Genomic DNA, 20,615 nt, shown 5'->3' on the forward strand with positions numbered 1-20,615 from the left:
CATAGTGAATGGTCTTTTTTTACGTCTTATAGAAAACAGTTTGGAGAAAACTATGCATCCTATCGTCATCATTGGTTCAGGTATGGCCGGTTATACCGCAGCACGTGAATTTCGCAAGCTTAATCCCGAGCATGAGCTGGTCATGATCTGTGCAGATGATGCGGTAAACTATGCCAAACCGACGCTTTCAAATGCCTTAGTCGGCAACAAGGCACCTGAACAAATTGCCTTGGGCGATGCAGCTAAAATGGCAACGCAACTGAATATGCGTATTGAAGCTAATACCTGGGTGAAAGAGATCCAACCGGCACAACATCAGCTTATTTTAGAAAAAGATGGCCAACAAAGTACTCAGCCTTATGCCAAACTGGTTCTTGCAGTGGGTGCTCATCCGGTTCGCGTAGCCATTGCAGGTGATGGCAGTGATGACATTCATGTGGTTAACAACTTAGATGATTACAAGGCTTTCCGTAAAAACCTGGCGCAAAATCAAGATAAACGCGTGGTGATTCTGGGTGCCGGTCTGATTGGCTGTGAATTTGCCAATGACCTGCAAAATACCGACCACAAAGTAATCGTGATTGATTTGGCACCCCTGCCATTGGGTCGTTTATTGCCAGGCCATGTTGCAACATCCTTCCAGGAAAAACTTGAAGATATTGGTATTCACTTTGAACTGGGTACTACCGTTGAAAAAGTACTGAAAGTGGAAAATGGCGATTATCAAATCACATTAGCCAATGGTCATTCGGTGGTTGCCGACATTGTGCTTTCTGCGATTGGTTTACACCCAAGTCTGGAATTAGCGAAAACTGCGGATATTCATTGCAGCCGCGGCATTTTGACCAATAGTCATCTGGAAACCAGTCAGCCTGATATCTACGCGATTGGCGACTGTGCTGAAGTGAATGGTTTGTTGTTGCCCTATGTTATGCCCATTATGCAACAAGCACGCGCTTTAGCGAAAACCCTGAACGGTGAGAAAACCCATGTGCATTACCCAGCAATGCCTGTTGCGGTAAAAACACCTGCTGCACCCCTGACTGTACTTCCTGCACCTGTAGACGTTGATGTCACCTGGGAAACTGAAGAACTTGAAGATGGCATGATTGCAAAAGCCTTGGACAGTCAAAACACCTTGCGTGGTTTTGTTTTATTAGGTGCTACTGCAGCAAAACAGCGTTTAAGTCTAACTAAACTGGTACCAGACTTGATTCCTGCTGCGGTTTAAGGTTTTAATACCAAGGACATTTTTTCAACAAAATGTCCTCTTTTAGGAAAAACAATAATGAATAGCGCACTCAATTTTACCGGCTCTCCCTATACTTCATTTATGCATGAAACCAGAGTCAATTTGGGCAATGGTGTTGAACTGCATGTTGAAATGGGTGGAAATCCTGAACATCCGGCAATTATGCTGATTATGGGTTTAGGTGCGCAAATGTTGTTTTGGCCTGATTTTTTCTGCAAATCGCTGATTGACCAGGGTTATCGGGTAATTCGTTATGACAACCGCGATATTGGTTTATCCTCTAAAATCCGCAATTCAGGCCCACGACTCAACACCTTGAAATTAATGGGTCGTTTTGTCCTAGGTCTGGAAAATCAGGGTGCACCTTATAACTTATATGATATGGCAGAAGATGCTGCGCTACTGATTGATCGTTTGGGACTGGAACAAGTCTCTGTGATTGGCGCTTCCATGGGCGGTATGATTGCACAGATTCTGGCAGCCAAACACCCGCAGAAAGTCAGCAACTTGGGCTTAATGTTTACCAGTAACAACCAACCGCTGTTACCGCCGCCTTTTCCCAAGCAGCTGTTTAGCCTGATTGGCAGACCTGAATCGACTGACGAAGAAGGCATTGTGAATCATAGCGTAAAAGTATTTAATATTATTGGTTCCCCTGGATATATCAACCAACTGGAAATTATTCAGACTGCGCGCAAATTATATCAACGAAGTTATTATCCAGCGGGTGTACTTCAACAGTTTTTAGCAATATTATGTACAGGTTCTTTGCTACAATTGAGTAAGCAAATTCAGCAACCTACCCTCGTGGTACATGGCTCTCGTGATCGTTTACTGCCACCGAGTCATGGCAAAGCAGTTGCAAAGGCAATTACTGATGCGAAATTTGAATTAATTGATGGAATGGGGCATGATATCCCACCACATTTTATTCCCTATCTTAGCGGATTATTTGCTGATCACTTTAAATCAAAACATTAGGACACTATGGCTGCATTACCATCTTTAAGACAGCTGTCATACCTCGTTACACTGTCTGAAACGCTGCATTTTACTGAAGCTGCGCGCCGTTCATTTGTGACCCAATCGACTTTGTCAGGCGGGATCATGGAATTAGAGCGTTTGTTAGGTGGAGTCCTCGTTGAACGCGACCGCCAAAATGTACGTTTAACTCCGCTTGGCGAACAGGTTGTTGCCCGAGCCCGTGTTCTATTGGCAGATGCACAAGACCTGATGCGTTTAAGTCGTGAAATGAGCGAACCTTTAACGGGTGATTTACATTTAGGGATTATTCCTACAATTGCACCTTTTATTTTGTCGCAACTTCTAGATGAAGTGCATAAGCAGCTTCCTAAAATTCAACTGCATTTGCACGAAGCACAAAGTGAAAAAATTGTCGAAAAACTAGAACACGGCAATTTAGACATGATCGTGTTGGCCTTGCCTTTTGACACGCGTGGTTTAAAAGTTGCCGAAATTTCAAAAGAAAGCTTGTATTTGGTTTACCATAAAGCTGACCAGAATGCCCAGAATGCCCGCAGTTTAGATGATCTGGATTTATCCCGCTTAGTATTACTTGAAGAAGGCCATTGCTTACGCAACCATGTATTAAGTGCCTGCCCAATTGGTGAGCGTAAAAATGATCATCGCTTAAAAGCAAGTTCATTACCCACACTGGTAGAAATGGTTTCTTCAGACTTGGGCTTTACCCTGCTTCCTGAAATTGCACTTCATACTAATATGATTAAAGCCAATCCAGATCTAGTGGTCAAACCAATAGAAGCAGCGCCAAGTCGTACCCTCGCCTTGGTAACACGTAAAAGTACGCCGCTGCAAAGCGAGTTCGATGTACTGCTGCAGATTTTGCAAAAAATCACGCAAAATTCTCATTAAAAGATTCAGTCGATTAAAAGGAGCAACCGCTCCTTTTTTTATGCGCTAATGGAAATATTCAGCTTCATTTTCCAATGTAATATCTTATTTTTTTTCATAAAAAAAAGGTTTACCACGCGGATAAACCTTATTTGAAGCAAATCCACAACCTCTCATACATGGATGAAATGAGAAATCTCTCTTCAACAAATTGCATACTTCTTTACTAAGGAACTTGCAAGAAGTGAACTTATTTTAAGTCACTCTTTATGTGCTTTATATCCCTAATAATAGGTATTTTTAGCCTAAAAATAGAAAAAAAAGTCAAAAAAATGGCTTATCCCAATGAATAAGCCATGAAAGGTAAAATATTTCTATTACTTAGATTGTAATAAAAATATGATATTCCTTAGCGTTGGAATAGCATTTGTTAATAGAACTCATAAAAAAGTGCCATTAGACTAAACAGTTAAAATCACTTTTAGTATCACTATAATTAGGGATTTTTTTAGTTTTTATATAAAACGAATTTATTTTGAACAAAAAACAACTCGATAACAACCAGATCATAATAAAAGTAATTTTTATGTAAATATTATTTATTGTACAGATACTTAAATTTACTTTAATTGTATAAATTCACTAGTTTTGGGGATAGTCATTGCATTGATTTTATAGCAAAGTGACCAGATAAAATCCAAAACAGTGTGAGTACAATCTTGTGGGTGAACTAACATTACCCGTTCCCATCATGATGATCGAGGATCAACCTGCTTTTAAGCATCGATTAGAAACGATTCTAATGGGATTGGGCTATCCGACAGAATTAATGATTAGCACTCAAAATCTTGCCGAAGCTGAAGCACTGTTGCAACAGCATTTGCCCAACCTGATTTTTATTGATGTGGAACTGAACACCACAGCAAAGCTATGCTTTATAAAAAAGCTGAAACACATCCATCCAGATAGCCATGTAATTGCAATATTAACTGAACAGCACACTGCATTACTCTTCGATGCCATTCAGTCGGGTGCACAAGGATATGTTTTTCATCATCATACTGAAGCAGAAATGATCAATAATATTAAAAGCATTCTACGTGGAGGTGCTCCTCTTCATCACAATTTGGCCCAATATATTTTGTTTCGTCAGACTCAATGTAGTGAAAAAAAATCCGCGCTTGAAGAAAAGACCGTACTCGCCTTAACCAGCATTGAATATGAAATTTTAAATCTGATATCAAAAGGCCTAAATTCACAGCAAGTAGCAGATCAAACAAATACTCCACTGTATAAAATTGAAGGCAATATTAAAAACACCTACAGAAAAATTGCCAGCCTGGAACATTGATTTTTTAAATTGATGAAAATTTGTCCGTAGATTAAAAAAATCAGGAAATCCGAAAACCCCCTGATTTGATGTGATTAAGACTGATCCAGATTATTTGATCATCTCTAATAATATACGCTGTGCATTATGTGCTTCTTCGCCTTCGGCAACTTGGGCACGTAACCAGGTGCCATCACTTTGCAGCAACCATGCTTGCTGATTATCTTTTAAATAATTCAGTAAGCCTTGTTGGTAAATGCGTTTTTTCAATGCTGAATCTTCAACCGGGAAACATGCTTCCACTCGGTTGAACAGGTTACGGTCCATCCAGTCCGCACTTGAACAGTAAATCCGGCTATCACCACCATTTAAGAAGTAATAGACACGAGTATGTTCAAGGAAACGTCCGACAATGGAACGTACCCGGATATTTTCCGACAAGCCTGCCAAACCGGGACGTAAACAACAGATGGAACGAATAATGAGATCAATTTTCACCCCGGCTTGAGAGGCTTCGTATAATTTATTAATCAGCTGCATTTCCGTTAAGGCATTGACCTTGACAATAATTTGCGCAGGTTTACCGGCTTTGGCATTGGCAATTTCATCATCAATAAAATTAACCAGCTGTGCGTGCAGGGTAAAAGGCGCATGCAATAACTTTTTCAGTTTTGCCATTTTCCCCATACCGGTCAGTTCCTGAAAAATGCGGTGTACATCTTCACACAGTTCTTTATCTGTGGTTAATAAACCGTAGTCGGTATAGATACGGGCATTACCGGCATGGTAGTTACCGGTACCCAAATGCACATAGCGCACCAGCTTATTGTTTTCACGGCGTACCACCAGAATCATTTTGGCATGGGTTTTATAACCGACAATGCCATATACCACCACTGCTCCTGCTTCTTGCAGTACATTGGCCACTTCAATATTGGACTCTTCATCAAAACGGGCACGCAATTCAATCACGGCCGTCACTTCCTTGCCATTACGCGCTGCTTCTGCCAAGACCTGTACAATTTCAGAATCTGCTCCACTACGGTACAAAGTTTGCTTGATCGCGAGCACTTGCGGATCACGTGCAGCTTCACGCAGCAAATTAATCACTGGGGCAAAAGATTCAAATGGATGATGGAGTAAAATATCCTGCTTCTGCATGGCAGAAAAAATATTCTCAGATTTTTTCAGGACTTTAGGAATAATAGGCGTATGCGAGTCATAACGTAAATGTGGACGTTTAAAATTCGACAATAAACGGGCAAGGTTTACCGGACCTGCTACCTTGTAAAGCTGCTCTTTGTCGAGGTCGAATTCATCCAGCAAATATTCGTAGATATGTTCAGGACAATTTTGAGTCACTTCCAAGCGTACTGCACGGCCAAAACGGCGCGAGTTCAACTCCCCTTTTAAGGCTTTGGCTAAATCTTCGACATCTTCATTTAAAGCTAAATCGGCATTTCGGGTGACACGGAACTGATAACATCCGGTCGCCGTCATACCCGGGAATAAATCTGAAACATGCTCATGAATAATGGCGGATAACATGACATGATGCTCTTTGCCATCAGTGAGTTCATCCGGTAAGCGTACTACACGGGGTAATGAGCGCGGTGCAGGCACCACGGCCAGATCAATCTGACGGCCAAAAGCATCTTTACCTTCCAACGTGACAATAAAGTTGAGGCTTTTGTTCACCAGGCGCGGGAAAGGATGGGCCGGATCAAGGCTGATTGGGGTGAGTACTGGGGCCACCTGTTCCTGAAAATATTTTTTCACCCAAGCTGATTGGGCAGGTGTGAGTTCACCACGGCGCAAGAAACAGATATCTTCTTCACGCAGTTTAGGCAGAATTTCTTCATTTAAAATACGGTATTGGCGCTCAATCGCATCATGGGCAGTTTTGGAAATACTGTCCATCACCTGCTTAGGCGTTAGACCGTCCGGGGTATGGCTCTCATTGCCTAAATCCAGTTGCTCCATCATCCCGGCAACACGAATTTCAAAAAATTCATCCAGATTACGGGAAAAAATAAGCAGGAAATTCATCCGCTCAAGCAAAGGATGCAAAGGATCGACCGCTTGTTCCAATACCCGCAAATGGAAGTCGAGAATAGAAAGCTCACGATTAATGTAGCGATCATTATATGTGTATTCTATTTGCGCCGGAGTCGTATTAGCAGCCGTATTCATACCTAACCTGTGATTGTTCGAAAGTAGTCCGTATCTTCATAAGTATGCTTCAAAATTATGACAATTTCATAAAAAAAAGCCCAAATAACTGGGCTTTTTGAAAATAAATTATCAATCAGGAATATGGCTGTAGCGCATATATTTTTGAATCATGCGTTTACGATATTGCAGTTTTCTATCATTACGATGGTCTTGATAATATTTGGGATTAGGTAAAATAGCGGCTATAAATGCTGCCTGTTCACGCGATAAATTTTTAGAGCTCTTGCCAAAATAATGCTGGGTTGCCGCTTCTATCCCATAAATATTGTCACCGAACTCGACCGAGTTCAGATACACTTCCAAAATCCGCTGTTTTGACCACATTCGTTCCATCATCCAGGTTGCAACTGCTTCCTGTCCCTTACGCAAGAATGAACGCTTATTGTATAAAAACAGGTTTTTGGCTAATTGCTGGGAAATAGTTGAACCGCCCGCAACCACTTTACCCTTATCTTTATTGCGTTCTAGGGCAAATTGCATGCCCTCCCAGTCAAAACCTTTGTGCTGCAAAAATTTCCCGTCTTCCGCAGCAACTACGGCATGTTTCATATAATCACTGATCTGATCATAATCACGCCATTGGTGTTGAATCGGTTTCGAAGAGTCGGACCAGTAATCCAGACGCATCATCATGGTGGTATCGACCGGATGGGTTCGCCACCACATTAAACTTGCAAAAATCCAAAGTTGAACCAAAAGCACCAAACTGACAAGTATTAACAAACTACGAACAATAAAAGCTTTCATGTCAGTGAGTTACTCCAAAAATCTGTTTTTTTCGTGCTAAGCTGGATGCTGAATATAGCAAAGATTATAAAAGAATAGCATGGACAAACTTTCTCCTCCTCCCATTCAAAGCAAACCCGAGGTTCATCTTTGGTGGTTGACGGCAGTTTTTATTGCCATCAATGTCGGTTTGTTTCTCTGGCAAGTCCTGAGCGGAGTCAATATTACTGCTCCCAGTCTGGTGGATGCTATTCATTGGGGTGCTGATTATGCACCTTTAACCTTTTTAGAGGAACCCACCCGCCTGTTTAGCAGCATGTTTTTTCATTTTGGTTTAATTCATTTAATGTTGAATATGTGGGCGCTGTATGTTTTTGGCAGCGTGGCAGAACAGCTTTTAGGCCGGTTCTATTATCTGGGTCTTTATATTCTTGCCGGCCTGATGGGCAGTTTACTCAGCGGGTTCATCGATATTCAGAATACCATTGAACTGCTGCGCAGCAATGATGCCAGCCTGCTTCCCACCGTGAGTGCCGGTGCATCGGGTGCCGTGATGGGTATTGGTAGTGCATTGACGGTTTTATCCCTACTCCCCCTGTTACCCAAGCAGCGCTTTATTTTAGATAAGAAAACCTTGCTGATGATTATGGGTATCAATTTATTGATTGGCTTTACCATGACCGGAATTAACAATGCCGCACATATAGGCGGCATGCTGATGGGTGCCGTGCTGACAATGATCTGGTATATGGGACAAAGAATATATAAACCGAATTTGGCCTTTGTAGTAGGCATGGCGGTGGGCATCATCAGCTGCTATCTGCTTTATGCCTACTGCATGCAACAAGTGCAGATTTTGGAACCGGTCTGGCGGCAAATATTGGCCGCCATGCGGGCACAACTGCATTTTTAGAATTTTTCCTGTTGAAGATGAATCAGCTATTGATTCATCTCGCGCAAGCTTTGTAGTGGCGGAATATCACAGAGATAACTTAAGCGATAACGCCCAATCAGGGCACACAATAGCGTCATGAGTATGGGTAAAATAATCCAGATTTGCCCATGTGCCTGAATCAGCAAATTCATTTTATAACTGGCAATCGCACTGATCACTTCTGCAAACAGGCAGGATACGATTCCGGCCATGAATCCCATAAAGCCAATCTCTAAGGTCATCATCTGTTTCAGCTTCTGTTTGGAGCTGCCGAATGAACGCAACAAAGCTACTTCACGTTTACGTTCATCCATCAACAGGTTTAAGCAGGCAATTAACACCAGAATCCCGGAAACACTGACCAACAGCGCCAGGATGCTGACAATTTGCACCAGCACATTCACCAGACGTTTGACCTCATCCAGAATTAAGCTGACATCAATAAAAACCGTGGTAGAAAATTGCTGAATCACCGCGGCCATCTGGTTCTTATCCCGTTCCGGCACATAAAAACTGCCTAAATAGCTGCCGGCATTTTCATCCATGGTTTTAGGTGCAAAAATAAAGAAAAAATTCGGACTAAAACTTTCCCATTCCACGCTGCGCAAGTTCACCACTTTGGCTTGAATCTGGCCTTCAGGCAGACTAAAGGTTAGACGATCGCCAATTTTAATGCCCAGCTCTGCCGCGGTTTTGGCTTCAACCGACACCTCACCGGGATATTTCAATGCTGCTGTGCCCTGCACGATGATATTGTCGGCAGGATATTCTGTGGTCTGGGTCAAGTTGAGTTCACGGCGTAAAGAATTATTGCTTTTGACCAGATCTGCTGCAAAGGGCTGATCATTTTTGGCCACCAGGCGACCACGAATATTGGGATATAAAGGCGTACTTGGCCATCCGTGTTGTTTAATCTGGGCTTTAAATGCAGGCATATCAAAGGGTGGCAGGCCATACACAAACTGGTTGGGAGTACCTTCAGGCAATTGTTGTTGCCAGCGCTCCAGCAAGTCTGTTCTTAACACAGTCAACACCGTCATCAGACTCAGGCCGAGTGCCAAGGCTGTAATTTGAAAAGCGGTTTGATACGGCACCCGCACATAGGCTGAAATCGCCCCTTTCAGGCCTTTGATGAACTTTAAACAACCCCAGATTAATAAATAAAGTAACGTACACAGCAGTACAATCGCCCCCATCACCCAGGCGGTCAGCACGATATTTTCTGTCAGTACAATACTGAATAGTGCCAGGCTGGCTGTGCCCATCACCAACATCCAGAGCATCGACTGCACTGATTTTTCCTGCTGGCGAATGACACGAATCGGCGGGGTATTGAGTAATTGCCATAAACTGGGAACAATAAATCCCAGTAACACCACAGCACTGGTCAGCATGGCCACCGGTAATGGCCCCAGCAGCATCGCCCATACAGAAAATTCCATTTGCAAATTGGGAATCAGTTGTAGCATCAGTTGCAACAAACCATAGCCTAGCGCCACCCCAGCCAAACTACCAATCAACATCGCCACCATGAGTACCACAGCCAGTAAGGCCAGATAGGCATTGAGAATCTGCCCGCGCGTCGCGCCAATGCAACGCATCAATGCAATATTGTCCTGATTTTGCTGCACATAGCGCTGACTGGTCAAAGCAATGGCGATCCCGCACAGCAAAATGGTCAAAATATTGCTCAGTTGCAGGAAGGTATCCAAATTGGCAATCGGCTTCATTAACCGGGTATTGCTTTCGCTGGCATTGCGCAATCTTAAGCTATTTTGTTCATCCAGCATTTGCGCATCTTGTGCTGTTTTCGGCAAAGTGGCGTGCTGCTGTCGCTTAAAGTCCTGTTCAAACAGCTTGGTTTGCTGTGCATCTCCCGCCATTAATAAACGATATTCGGCACGGCTGCCGACTTGAATGGCATGGGTTTTCGCCACATCAACCTGAGAAATCATCACCGTTGGCGAAAAGCCGGAAAAACCAAGTTCCTGATTGGAGTCATGCGCAATTTTTGCCGTGATCTTAAACTGAGCATCTGCAATATTGACTGTATCTCCCACTTTTGCATGTAATAAATCCATGGCCCGTGGACTCATCCAGACCTCACCAGACTGGATGGTTTTGGCCGCTGGCAACACCCGAAGTTCCCCGCGCAAGGGAAATGCCTGGTCGATGGCTTTGACATTGACCATCACAAACTGATCCCGGGTATGTGCCATTGAACTGAATGCAGTGACTTGGGATTGTCGTAGTTTTAATTGCCTGGCTTGATCGTGCCACTTTTTTTCCAGCGGCTGATTGTCTGTAAGCACCAGATCCGCTGCCAGCATTTCTGCGGCCTGTAGCGCCACGGCATTCTGAATCTGTTCATTGCTAAATTTCAGCGCCGTGGTTGCACTAATCGCCAGTGTCAAAGCAATCATTAGCAAATAAATACCGGTGCTTTTAAAGCTTTGGCTCAGTAAGGGCCGAAACAATGGATTCATTTCAGCCCTCTCCCGAAGCATGTTCGATCAAATGACCATCACGCAACTCAAAATGACGCTGGCATTGCTGGGCCAAGGTTGAATCATGGGTAACCAGTACCAGCGTGGTGCCAAACTCACGATTCAGCTGAAACAGCAGTTGCTCGATTTCCTTGGCCGTTTGAGCATCCAGATTACCGGTAGGCTCATCGGCAAAAATAATTTGTGGATCGCTGATTAAGGCACGGGCAATCGCCACCCGTTGCTGTTCCCCACCAGAAAGCACTTTAGGCGTTTGCATGGCCTGACGTTCCAAGCCGACTTTCTTCAGCAAGGCCAAGGCCTTTTTTTCAGCCGCAGCAAAGTTAAAACCCGGTTGTAAACGTAGCGGTAACATCACGTTTTCGACCGCGGTTAAATGCGCTAACAGCTGAAAAGATTGAAATACAAAACCAATATTTTTTAAACGCACCAGTGCACGTTGTTCTTCGTTTAACGCTGCAATTGATTCACCACATACGACCAATTTGCCTGAACTGGCCTGATCCAGTGTGGCCAGAATACCCAGCAAGGTCGATTTACCTGAACCCGAACGACCGGTAATCGCCACCTGTTCGCCGCTATGGATATCAAAGCTTAGATTTTCAAAAATACTCAGCTCTTTTTGTGCAAATTTTATCTTTTGGCTAAGCTGCTGTGCAGAAATAATCACTTGTGGCATGATGGAATAGTCGCTATTAACTTGGGTCATAAAATCCCTATATGCAAAATCGCAATCTTAAAACTTTTGTATTTGCTTGCTTGGCCATGCTCGGTCTGGGTGTTACTCCAGTCATAGCGTCTGCTAAAACCATTATGATTGTGGGTGACAGTATTAGTGCGGGTTATGGCATACAGGCACAGCAAGGCTGGGTATCATTATTACAGAAACGTCTAGACCAACAGTATCCGAAACAGCATAAAGTGGTCAATGCCAGTGTCAGCGGGGAAACCACCAGTGGTGCTGTGGCACGCTTACCCAAATTACTGCAAACCTATAAACCGCATATTGTGGTGATTGAACTGGGCGGAAATGATGGTTTGCGCGGTCAGCCACCACTGTTGATTCAAAAAAATCTGGCGACCTTAATCCAGCAAAGTCAGAAAACTAAAGCCAAGGTGGTTGTTTTGGGCATGAAAATTCCGCCCAATTACGGAACCGCTTATAGTAAGGCCTTTGAAAAAAATTATAAGATTGTCAGTCAGCAGCATCATGTACCATTGCTGCCATTCTTTTTAGAAGGCGTAGCCGGCAAGAAAAACCTGATGCAGGCCGATCTGGTTCATCCCAATACATCTGCACAAAGTATCTTATTGAACAATGCTTATCCCTATATAAAAGGCGCTTTATAAAGCTAATGCTAGTCAGTTAAGAAATTGACTGACATTTTCTTTTTAAATTCATGACTGTATTTGATATGTAGGAAAGTCATCCGCAACTGTTTGAGGCAGGACTACATTAAAAAATGATTGTTTCTGCGACAAATTTGCTAGTTGATAGTGGCTAACGAGTTTTGCGGATGACAAATGCCTTTGGTTACTTTGGGCGAAACCAAAGTAACAAATGAGCTGCAAGGGTTTGATTTAAAATGGTAAGACTCCGCCATGAATCACTAAAAAATTAAGGAGTTTATTTCTAAACTCCTTAACTGATGAGCATTACACTTTATAAAGCGCCTTTTATAAATCCTGACTTTTGATTTTTAACTTAAAAATCAAAGAAAGTTACTTCACCTGTTTCAAGCGAATACTCTGCCCCAACTACTTTTAATTTACCTTTGGCAATCAGGTTTTCCAATACCGCAGAACCGTGACGCAGCTGATTCACCGACGCAAAAACATTGGAACGTACCGCATGTTTAGACAGTTTATCCAAATCATCTTTCAGTTCGGTCTGCATTAAAATTTCAACCGAAGGACGGACACGGTTCACAATTGACATCAAGTTTGCAGATGGCGGAGTCGCTGGATTGGTTAATGCCTCAATAGTTGAGTGAATGGCACCACAATGGGTATGGCCCAGAACGATCACGACTGGACAGCCAAAACTGTCTGCGGCAAATTCAACACTACCTACCTGTGATGGCGCAACAATATTGCCTGCAACACGAATAACAAATAAGTCACCTAGCCCCTGATCAAAAACCATTTCAGCCGGTACACGTGAATCTGAACAGCCTAATACAATTGCAAACGGCTCTTGGTTATCTGCCATTTCAGCACGTTGCTGATGAGTCATAAGTGTAGAGTGCGTCGTTTCACCATTTACAAAACGCTGGTTCCCTTTTTTTAAACGGTCTAAAGCTTCTTCTGCTGTTAGCATGCTGGTCTTCCAATGTTTTAAGTTACAATATTTTAATGCCATAAAAACTGAAAGTCACTTGCAAAAAGAATAGCTGTTTAATTTATATCTAAGGTTACAAAATATTTTATTTACCCTAAAAATAGTACTTGGCTCACAGTTTTGAAGCTCCCAGCTACTTACTTCAAGAAACAATTCAGTGACATTTATTTAATAATATTTACAATAAACAACAGACATTTTAAAAAAATTAAATGCTGTCTGAAATTAGATATTTTTTGCCTAAAAATATCATCGTCATGAGTCTTCAAGGATGATCGTCAATGACACAGTCTGGTTCAAATTTTGCCCAATGTGTACGCAAGCTCTGTTTTATTACAGCCTGTTGTTTGAGCAGTATTACGCTGGCGCAAAGCAATAAACCCAATACTGAACAAATAAATTTGCAAAATTATCTGCTTCAGCAACGCAATGCAGCAGGTTTAAAGGCTAAAACCATTAAAGTGGGCGAGATTAACTGGGCATATAATGAGGGCGGCTCAAGGCAGAAACCCACTATTCTACTCATTCATGGCTTAGCCGGAAATCGCGATAACTGGAATCGGGTTGCTCATTTTTTAACACCCTACTATCATGTCGTCATTCCCGACTTACCCAACAATGGTGAAACCCAAACTCCGCAAGATTTTGATGATTCTGTACCCAATGTGACAGAAAGCTTGCGCCGCTTTGTCGAAGCCATTGATGTAGAAGATAAACTGAATGTTGCAGGACATTCTGTGGGCGGATCTATTGCCACAGTCTATGCATCACAATATCCTTTTGATACGCAAAGTTTATTTTTGCTGAATAGTGCAGGTATTTATACCAAGGCCAATACCCGTTATTCCAAAGACCCTGTAAACCTTAAACAGCTGATTGTGTCTAAACCTGGTGATCTGGAACAGGTGATGCATCGGGTCATGCAAAATCCGCCCACCCTGCCCAAGGCCTTAAGGTCAGCACAAGAAAAATATCTGATTACCCAGGCAGCAAATAACAGCAAACTGATTGATCAACTGGTGACCCTGAACCGTATTTATACGCCTGAATCCTTTGCCCGGCTGACACGAACAATTGAAGCACCGACACTAATTCTTTGGGGAAAGCAGGATAAAATCATTAATGTTGAAGTGGCAAATGAATTAAAATCGTTATTGAAACGTGCTGAGGCTCCTGTCATTCTCAACAATGTCGGACACATGCCCATTTTGGAAGCAGAGCAGGAAGTGGCAGCCTATTATTTACCCTTTCTTGCCAAAACCCAAAAAATGAAAAATCCGCTTGCGGATAAACTTATTCCACTCAATTAATTTTTTTCGGGACAGTATGCAAAAACATCCAATGATTGAGCAGTTAATTGAAGCTCATCTTGACTTTTTAGAACAAGAGTTTTCCCATACTGCGACTATTGAAACTGAATTTCTAAATTTCTATCAATGGTTTAGAAAACAGACACTGCAACAGATCTGGTCATTTGAGCAAATCAATGCACTGCTACAAAAGCAGATCTTAGCCACTCCAGCGAGCAGCTTTTTAATTGAACAAATTACCGAACATGTGCGCTTTGCCCTGGTTCATCCGCTCAATGACAGCACTAAAATAGCGGATGTCATTCCGGTTTTAACCATCGACAAGATTGCTCAATATGTGGCAAGCAAAAGTGCTCACCGTCAGCGTTTAATTAAAACCGTGGTCAATAATCCTGCTTTTTCTGCGATGATTACCCAGCTAATCCAGCATTCCATTCAAGACTATGTGGATAATTCAGTCATGGCAAAACGGGTGCCTGTCGTGTCCCGTTTTATGAAAATGGGCAAATCGGTTTTAGAAACCGTGACCGATTCAAATCTGGATGAAACGATTGCGCATTATCTGCAAAAGAATATTTTAAAACTGAGTCAAATGAGTGAGCATGTTTTAAATCAGCACTTTGATGATGAAAAGCTCTATCATTTTCAAGCAAATCTTTGGCATAAAATTAAGGATATGCCTTTAAATGTTTTAAAGAATTATATTGAAGTTCAGGACCTGTCCAATACCGTGAGTTTGGGCCATGAAATTTGGGATCACATCCGTCAGACTGACTATTTAAAACAGCAAGTTCATGATGGTGTCTATGCCTGGTACATCCGTAATCAGGAACGTCCGTTTGATTTGTTATTACGTGACCTGAATATTGATGAAGCCTTAATACAGAATGAATTGCAGCAATTGTTAGCCCCTGTTGTGCAAAAACTGGTTTCATCTGCATATTTACGTGAACGTGCCCGAACATATTTAGAGAAATTCTATTATGCTGAAACGGCACAGAAAATTTTAAATCTGGATGCTTAATTTCCAGTGATAAAAAAGCCGCTTAAAGCGGCTTTTTTATGACCTTATAGAATTAGAAACGTGTCGTTAAACCAACGAAATACGTCCGCCCTTGAATTGAGTAATAATCTTCTGAACTATCTGTGGTTTCCATTGATTCATCAAACAAGTTCGATACACCAGCACGAACAGTGACATTGTCATTTAAAGTGTAATTCGCATTCACACCATACAATGTATACGCTTTCGCCCATGCATTTGCATCCGATGTTTCTGTTGTATATTGCTTGCCAATGTATTGCAGGTTCATTTGTAAAGCGAGTGCATCAGAGGCTTGTAAATCAAGTGCTGAATGAACTGAAAGCTCAGGTGTGCTAATTAAGGCAGCACCCGTATCCAGATTTTTCGATTCAAGGAAATAAGTTGCATTCGTTGACCAGCGTGCATAGTCGGTCAGATTCATTGCAAATGTCCCTTCTAGGCCACGAATACGTGCTTTTTCAGCATTATCAGGTGCGATATACCATACACCCTTCGGATAACGTGGGTCATTAATTTGTCCAGCAGCAATATGCTTAACCGGCGTATTCACCAATTTGTTATCAAAATCTGTATGGAAATAAGTTAAACCGCCTGAATATTTTTCATCGTCATACTGGAAACCTAACTCGTAGTTTGTTGATTCTTCTGCTTCCAGATTAGGATTACCGGTGTTATAGCAGTTTACAAACGGATTTGTCGTTGCATTATAGGTACTTTGGAAACCGTTAGGATTCGTTACAGCATCGTATGTTCCAAATTGAGAGGTACAACCTTTACCACGTGATCCCGTACTGAAACCTGGCGCAGTTTGAACCAGATCCGGTGCACGGAAAGCGGTAGAAACACCACCTTTAAATGTTAATGCATCATTGAAATGATATACACCGTATACACGTGGACTAAAGTTTGCATCATAGCGCTCATCTTTATCCAGACGGCCGCCAATCGTCACATCAAAATTAGGCGTAATGCTTAAGATATCTTCAAAGAATAGTGCCCAGACATCTGCAGCTACTGTGGAATCACCTGTATAGTCCTTACCATCAATTGAAGGTGCACCATTTGAATCAATCCCCAAAGTACGGTCGTTGGTCAACTCTTCAGAACGGAATTGCCCCCCTACTGTTAATTTGTGAGGAACAACCCATTCAAAAGGTAAATTTACTTTAGCATCAACAACGGTTAACTCTGTCTTTTGAACAGTTGGACTAAATACGCCATTAACCTCAGTCGTTGTACTGCGATCATATTCATTTTGGTAAACACTTAGGTTGGAACTACCCCAGGCATAAGTACCATCCCATGCAAGACCAAGACGCTGGGATTCTGTCTCATTTTTATCTCCAGCCGAACCCAGCCAGAACTCACCATCAGCAACATTGGGTGCATAGGTCGGGTTTGTATTGGTTTGACTACCATAGCTACCAAAAAGCTCAAATTGGTGATGATCATTTGGACGGTAAACAAGGCTTCCTTCAACCGTATCATTACGCATACCCGTGGTTGAACTTTCAAGATCTGTCACATTCTGATCGGCTTCACGTTCAGTACGGCCTGCTGTAATACGTGTACTCAGGGTATCTGTGAGGGCACCGCTTGCCGTTGCCGACATTTGAAGCGTATCGCCTTCAGTGCTGTCTGCCGGTTTTTCTAGATTAATGGTCGCAGAACCGCCCCACTCTTGAGCTGTTTTTTTGGTAATAATGTTAATTACGCCGCCCATGGCATCTGAGCCATATAAGGATGACATTGTACCTTTTACCACTTCAATTCGTTCAATATTTTCTGGATTAATCCAGTTTAAATCCTGACGTTGCAGATCTGTACGATACGCTGTACGTGATGAATTACCAATACGACGTCCATCAACCAGAATCAAAGAATATTCAGAAGGCAGGCCACGAAGTTTAATTTTCGCACCTTCGCCATTTAAGCCTGTCCCCCCTGATACACCAGGTACTTTCGATAACAATTCAGAAATACTTTTTACCGGTTGTTTTGCAATTTCTTCTGCTGTGAGGACTGTAATAGAAGCGGGCGCATCTTTAACATTTACTTCAGAACCACTCGCCGTTACAACAATTGTCTGCAATTTAGTCACTTCAGACTTTACTGCTGCTTTTTGTTCTTCAACTAACTGATTTTGTGCTTGTACTGAAACAGCCAACGCTGAAAGTACAGCAAAAGCTAAAGTCGATTTCATAAACGGCTTGGTCATTCAAGTTTCCCCAAGTAGCAAATAGTGGATAAGTAATGTAATTTACGTTGCACAGTGTAACAAAAATTAAACTTAATGCAATTAATTATAAGAATCATTATCATTTATTGTGGTATTTTAGATAAAAAATAACCTCCATATTGGAGGTTATTTTTGCCAACTTTAGGTCTCTTATTTAAAATAAGCACCTTCAGTGTTGCTGTGGTCAGTTTGGTCAACCACACGTGCCAATTCAGGAACATGCTGTTTTAAGGTGGTTTCAACGCCCTGCTTCAACGTTAAATCAATAGATGAACAGCCTTGGCAGCCGCCACCAAACTTAAGCACCGCAGTTAAACCGTGTTCTTCATCTTCAACCACTTCAACCAGCGCACAGTTACCACCATGGCCTGCAAGTCCCGGGTTAATTTCAGACTGAAGCACATAGGTAATACGCTCTTCGACTGAGGCATCCGGACCCACACGTGGCACTTTAGAATTTGGCGCACGGAAAGTTAACTGACCACCAAAACGGTCTTTATTGTAGTCAATCACTGCATCTAATAAATATGGAATAGACGGCGTATCAATAAATGCAGGAAAATCAGGATAGTCCTGTTTATAGTCAGTTGGGGCAACTTCATCAGGTGCACTATATGCCATACAACATTCAGCTCGTGGCGTACCAGGATTTTCCACAAACACACGCACCCCAATGCCTGGTGTATTTTGCTTTTCTAACAAATCCTTTAAATACTCTTGAGCAGTCGGAGTAATCAATAAGTTTGGAATCTCTTCTGCAACTGCAGTGCTGGTGTTCTCAGTCGACATCACAATATTTCCTCAAGCTGAAGTTGCCATTTTAACTGAAGATGTGGGGTAATTTCAGAAATTCAACTAAAATTGTCGGATTTATTGTGAAAGTTCCACTTAAGCTGTCATTTAATGGCATTATGAGCAATAGATTTTGAAATGTAGAACTTGCTTTTATGTTGGATTTACCTTTTAACCACACCGTTACCCTGATTCTTATTACCGTTATTATCTCGCTGATTGCCTTTTCAAACCAGAATGTTATGAACCGGTTAATTTTCTGGCCTCCTGCCATGCAGCGTGGACAATATGATCGTTTTATTACCCATGGTTTTGTGCATGCAGATGGGGCTCACCTGTTATTCAACATGATTACCCTGTTCTTTTTTGGCAGCGTAATTGAAAGTTTTTATCGGCAATATATGTACGATTTAGGCTTTGTGCTGTTTTATTTGGGCGGGTTGATTGCAGCGATTATTCCAAGTTACTTAAAACATAAAAATGATCATCGCTGGGCAAGTTTGGGGGCTTCTGGTGCAGTATCTGCAGTACTGTTTGCCTATATTTTGTTTGAACCGTGGAAATTGATCTTTGTGTTTTTTATTCCTGTACCAGCCATTATTTTTGCTGTGCTTTATGTAGCTTATAGCATCTGGTCAGGCAAACGTGGCAACTCCAACATCAACCATAGTGCGCATTTATGGGGCGCAGCTTATGGGGTAATCATGACGATTATTATTGAACCTCGTGTTATTCCGCACTTTTTGAATAAACTGGCTCAATTACCTTTTTAAATTTCATTGCTTTTCTATAAATATTTTCAAGACGCTGAATTTGCAGCGTCTTTTTTTATGATAAAACTAAAATAATTCCTATTTGCTAATGATTATTATTTAATATTTCTTCATTCTTTGTTACCCTGCTGCACAAATTTAAGCGTAGATGACTTGCGAATGAACACTAAAGTATTATTTTTAAGCGCGATTTTGGCTTCCGTGGGGTTGAACAGTTTGGCTCATAGTGCAAGTTTCAGACTGGCAACAGACAAGCAAAACATTGAACTCAAACAAACACCGAAAAAAATTGCAGTGTATGACCTTTCCATTTTAGATACTTTAAACGCCTTAAATATTCAGGCTCAAATTGTTCCTAAAAGCACATTTACCCGCAGTTTAATCCAATATAATCAAGCTCAGTTTGTTAAAGCAGGCAGTCTGTTTGAACCTGATTTGGCTCAATTAAAACAATTAAAACCCGATTTAATTTTCGTCGGTGGCCGTTCAGCAAAAACGCTTGAAAGCCTGCAACCGATTGCAGCAACGGTCGATCTTTCTCCCGATACGAACCATTATATGAGTGATTTGAAAAGCCGTACTTTCAGTCTTGCAAAAGCCTTTAAGCGTGAAGATATTGCCGCTAAAAAATTAAAAGATTTGGATCAGCTACAACAAAAAGTGCAGCAACAGACTACCAATAAATCAGCAGTGATGCTCTTTGCAGTTGGAGATCATTATATACCGCATGCAGCAAATGACCGTTTTGGTTTTATCTATGCGTTAACAGGTTTTAAATCTGTTCTTCCCCTAACTGAGAAAACCGATGCTGCCCGGCCTGAAGCTGGATCAGTGGAAGCTTTGGCAGCCCAAAAGAAAAATGCTGAACATTTAACTGCGGCTATTCAAAAAAATCCGGATTATTTGATTGTGCTAGATCGTGGCGCGGTGAATACCCAGAAATATGCCACTAAAGAAGGCATTAAAACCCATCCTATTTTGGGGCAGTCTCAGGCAGTAAAACAGAATCGGGTTATTTTTGTGAATGCTGATGCCTGGTATATCACCGGTGCAGGTCTGGACAATACTGCATTCATGCTGAAAGAAATTGCTGAAGGCATTTCCAAGTAAACTGAAATTATAAAATTTACCCATTCAGGAGCTTCGGCTCCTTTTTTATTCTCTATTTCTAAATGAATATTTACATAATTTTGTCATTAAATGCCAACCCGCAATTCATTTTGGCATAGATAATGTAGACATCTGTATATAAATGCGCA

Annotated in this window: 17 protein-coding genes; 10 read left to right on the top strand and 7 right to left on the bottom strand. The window is 41.9% G+C overall.

Annotated elements, in window-relative coordinates:
* Nucleotides 1-52 precede the first annotated feature (52 nt).
* The 4 genes from B9T26_RS08270 to B9T26_RS08285 all read left to right on the top strand — a co-directional run bounded on the left by B9T26_RS08270 (nucleotide 53) and on the right by B9T26_RS08285 (nucleotide 4,475).
* Nucleotides 53-1,231: an NAD(P)/FAD-dependent oxidoreductase gene (locus B9T26_RS08270; protein WP_086199233.1), complete on the top strand. Its 1,179-nt coding sequence runs from the start codon at nucleotides 53-55 to the stop codon at nucleotides 1,229-1,231.
* A 57-nt stretch (nucleotides 1,232-1,288) separates the two neighbouring features.
* A complete protein-coding gene (estB, locus tag B9T26_RS08275; RefSeq protein ID WP_086199234.1) occupies nucleotides 1,289-2,233 on the top strand; it encodes an esterase EstB in 945 nt (314 codons plus the stop codon).
* Between the two features lie 6 nt (nucleotides 2,234-2,239).
* A complete protein-coding gene (gene oxyR, locus B9T26_RS08280) occupies nucleotides 2,240-3,145 on the top strand; it encodes a LysR family transcriptional regulator OxyR (protein WP_086199235.1) in 906 nt (301 codons plus the stop codon).
* Between the two features lie 700 nt (nucleotides 3,146-3,845).
* Entirely contained in the window at nucleotides 3,846-4,475 is a 630-nt protein-coding gene (locus B9T26_RS08285) for a response regulator transcription factor (protein ID WP_143223008.1), read from the top strand.
* A 90-nt stretch (nucleotides 4,476-4,565) separates the two neighbouring features.
* On the opposite strand, the gene ppk1 is transcribed toward B9T26_RS08285, so the two are convergent.
* Both ppk1 and mtgA read right to left on the bottom strand, forming a co-directional pair.
* A complete protein-coding gene (gene ppk1 / locus B9T26_RS08290) occupies nucleotides 4,566-6,647 on the bottom strand; it encodes a polyphosphate kinase 1 (RefSeq protein ID WP_086199237.1) in 2,082 nt (693 codons plus the stop codon).
* A gap of 111 nt (nucleotides 6,648-6,758) precedes the next feature.
* Nucleotides 6,759-7,436: a monofunctional biosynthetic peptidoglycan transglycosylase gene (gene mtgA / locus B9T26_RS08295; protein WP_086199238.1), complete on the bottom strand. Its 678-nt coding sequence runs from the start codon at nucleotides 7,434-7,436 to the stop codon at nucleotides 6,759-6,761.
* A gap of 79 nt (nucleotides 7,437-7,515) precedes the next feature.
* On the opposite strand from mtgA, the gene B9T26_RS08300 reads away from it, so the two are divergent.
* Complete coding sequence (locus B9T26_RS08300; protein ID WP_086199239.1) at nucleotides 7,516-8,328, top strand: rhomboid family intramembrane serine protease; 813 nt, start codon at nucleotides 7,516-7,518, stop codon at nucleotides 8,326-8,328.
* A gap of 26 nt (nucleotides 8,329-8,354) precedes the next feature.
* On the opposite strand, the gene B9T26_RS08305 is transcribed toward B9T26_RS08300, so the two are convergent.
* Complete coding sequence (locus B9T26_RS08305) at nucleotides 8,355-10,835, bottom strand: ABC transporter permease (RefSeq protein WP_086199240.1); 2,481 nt, start codon at nucleotides 10,833-10,835, stop codon at nucleotides 8,355-8,357.
* A gap of 1 nt (nucleotide 10,836) precedes the next feature.
* Nucleotides 10,837-11,565 (bottom strand): ABC transporter ATP-binding protein, encoded by a 729-nt coding sequence (locus B9T26_RS08310; protein ID WP_086199241.1) that lies wholly within the window; start codon nucleotides 11,563-11,565, stop codon nucleotides 10,837-10,839.
* 56 nt (nucleotides 11,566-11,621) lie between these two features.
* Here B9T26_RS08310 and B9T26_RS08315 point away from each other — a divergent pair, with 56 nt between their 5' ends.
* On the top strand, nucleotides 11,622-12,206 hold the full coding sequence (locus B9T26_RS08315; protein ID WP_413772763.1) for an arylesterase: 585 nt from the start codon (nucleotides 11,622-11,624) through the stop codon (nucleotides 12,204-12,206).
* Nucleotides 12,207-12,561: 355 nt separating this feature from the next.
* Here B9T26_RS08315 and B9T26_RS08320 read toward each other — a convergent pair whose 3' ends face one another.
* On the bottom strand, nucleotides 12,562-13,176 hold the full coding sequence (locus B9T26_RS08320; RefSeq protein ID WP_086199243.1) for a carbonic anhydrase: 615 nt from the start codon (nucleotides 13,174-13,176) through the stop codon (nucleotides 12,562-12,564).
* 302 nt (nucleotides 13,177-13,478) lie between these two features.
* Here B9T26_RS08320 and B9T26_RS08325 point away from each other — a divergent pair, with 302 nt between their 5' ends.
* Together B9T26_RS08325 and B9T26_RS08330 are read left to right on the top strand one after the other, a co-directional pair.
* Entirely contained in the window at nucleotides 13,479-14,507 is a 1,029-nt protein-coding gene (locus tag B9T26_RS08325; protein WP_086199244.1) for an alpha/beta fold hydrolase, read from the top strand.
* A gap of 16 nt (nucleotides 14,508-14,523) precedes the next feature.
* Nucleotides 14,524-15,531: a hypothetical protein gene (locus B9T26_RS08330; RefSeq protein ID WP_086199245.1), complete on the top strand. Its 1,008-nt coding sequence runs from the start codon at nucleotides 14,524-14,526 to the stop codon at nucleotides 15,529-15,531.
* A gap of 52 nt (nucleotides 15,532-15,583) precedes the next feature.
* On the opposite strand, the gene B9T26_RS08335 is transcribed toward B9T26_RS08330, so the two are convergent.
* Complete coding sequence (locus B9T26_RS08335) at nucleotides 15,584-17,770, bottom strand: TonB-dependent receptor domain-containing protein (protein WP_086199246.1); 2,187 nt, start codon at nucleotides 17,768-17,770, stop codon at nucleotides 15,584-15,586.
* Nucleotides 17,771-17,941: 171 nt separating this feature from the next.
* The gene (nfuA, locus tag B9T26_RS08340; RefSeq protein WP_086199247.1) at nucleotides 17,942-18,580 is read right to left on the bottom strand and encodes a Fe-S biogenesis protein NfuA; all 639 of its coding nucleotides are present in this window, start codon (nucleotides 18,578-18,580) and stop codon (nucleotides 17,942-17,944) included.
* Between the two features lie 158 nt (nucleotides 18,581-18,738).
* On the opposite strand from nfuA, the gene B9T26_RS08345 reads away from it, so the two are divergent.
* Together B9T26_RS08345 and B9T26_RS08350 are read left to right on the top strand one after the other, a co-directional pair.
* Entirely contained in the window at nucleotides 18,739-19,356 is a 618-nt protein-coding gene (locus B9T26_RS08345) for a rhomboid family intramembrane serine protease (protein WP_086199248.1), read from the top strand.
* Nucleotides 19,357-19,515: 159 nt separating this feature from the next.
* The gene (locus B9T26_RS08350) at nucleotides 19,516-20,466 is read left to right on the top strand and encodes an ABC transporter substrate-binding protein (protein WP_086199249.1); all 951 of its coding nucleotides are present in this window, start codon (nucleotides 19,516-19,518) and stop codon (nucleotides 20,464-20,466) included.
* Nucleotides 20,467-20,615 lie beyond the last annotated feature (149 nt).

The sequence above is a fragment of the Acinetobacter sp. ANC 4169 genome, assembly GCF_002135355.1.
Taxonomy (GTDB): domain Bacteria; phylum Pseudomonadota; class Gammaproteobacteria; order Pseudomonadales; family Moraxellaceae; genus Acinetobacter.

Coding starts and splice junctions, on each gene's coding strand:
- B9T26_RS08315 (WP_413772763.1), top strand. CDS start 11,622: ATGCTCGGTCTGGGTGTTACTCCAGTCATAGCGTCTGCTAAAACCATT.
- B9T26_RS08305 (WP_086199240.1), bottom strand. CDS start 10,835: ATGAATCCATTGTTTCGGCCCTTACTGAGCCAAAGCTTTAAAAGCACC.
- B9T26_RS08270 (WP_086199233.1), top strand. CDS start 53: ATGCATCCTATCGTCATCATTGGTTCAGGTATGGCCGGTTATACCGCA.
- ppk1 (WP_086199237.1), bottom strand. CDS start 6,647: ATGAATACGGCTGCTAATACGACTCCGGCGCAAATAGAATACACATAT.
- estB (WP_086199234.1), top strand. CDS start 1,289: ATGAATAGCGCACTCAATTTTACCGGCTCTCCCTATACTTCATTTATG.
- B9T26_RS08320 (WP_086199243.1), bottom strand. CDS start 13,176: ATGCTAACAGCAGAAGAAGCTTTAGACCGTTTAAAAAAAGGGAACCAG.
- B9T26_RS08350 (WP_086199249.1), top strand. CDS start 19,516: ATGAACACTAAAGTATTATTTTTAAGCGCGATTTTGGCTTCCGTGGGG.
- B9T26_RS08335 (WP_086199246.1), bottom strand. CDS start 17,770: ATGACCAAGCCGTTTATGAAATCGACTTTAGCTTTTGCTGTACTTTCA.
- B9T26_RS08300 (WP_086199239.1), top strand. CDS start 7,516: ATGGACAAACTTTCTCCTCCTCCCATTCAAAGCAAACCCGAGGTTCAT.
- oxyR (WP_086199235.1), top strand. CDS start 2,240: ATGGCTGCATTACCATCTTTAAGACAGCTGTCATACCTCGTTACACTG.
- B9T26_RS08310 (WP_086199241.1), bottom strand. CDS start 11,565: ATGACCCAAGTTAATAGCGACTATTCCATCATGCCACAAGTGATTATT.
- B9T26_RS08330 (WP_086199245.1), top strand. CDS start 14,524: ATGCAAAAACATCCAATGATTGAGCAGTTAATTGAAGCTCATCTTGAC.
- B9T26_RS08325 (WP_086199244.1), top strand. CDS start 13,479: ATGACACAGTCTGGTTCAAATTTTGCCCAATGTGTACGCAAGCTCTGT.
- mtgA (WP_086199238.1), bottom strand. CDS start 7,436: ATGAAAGCTTTTATTGTTCGTAGTTTGTTAATACTTGTCAGTTTGGTG.
- nfuA (WP_086199247.1), bottom strand. CDS start 18,580: ATGTCGACTGAGAACACCAGCACTGCAGTTGCAGAAGAGATTCCAAAC.
- B9T26_RS08345 (WP_086199248.1), top strand. CDS start 18,739: ATGTTGGATTTACCTTTTAACCACACCGTTACCCTGATTCTTATTACC.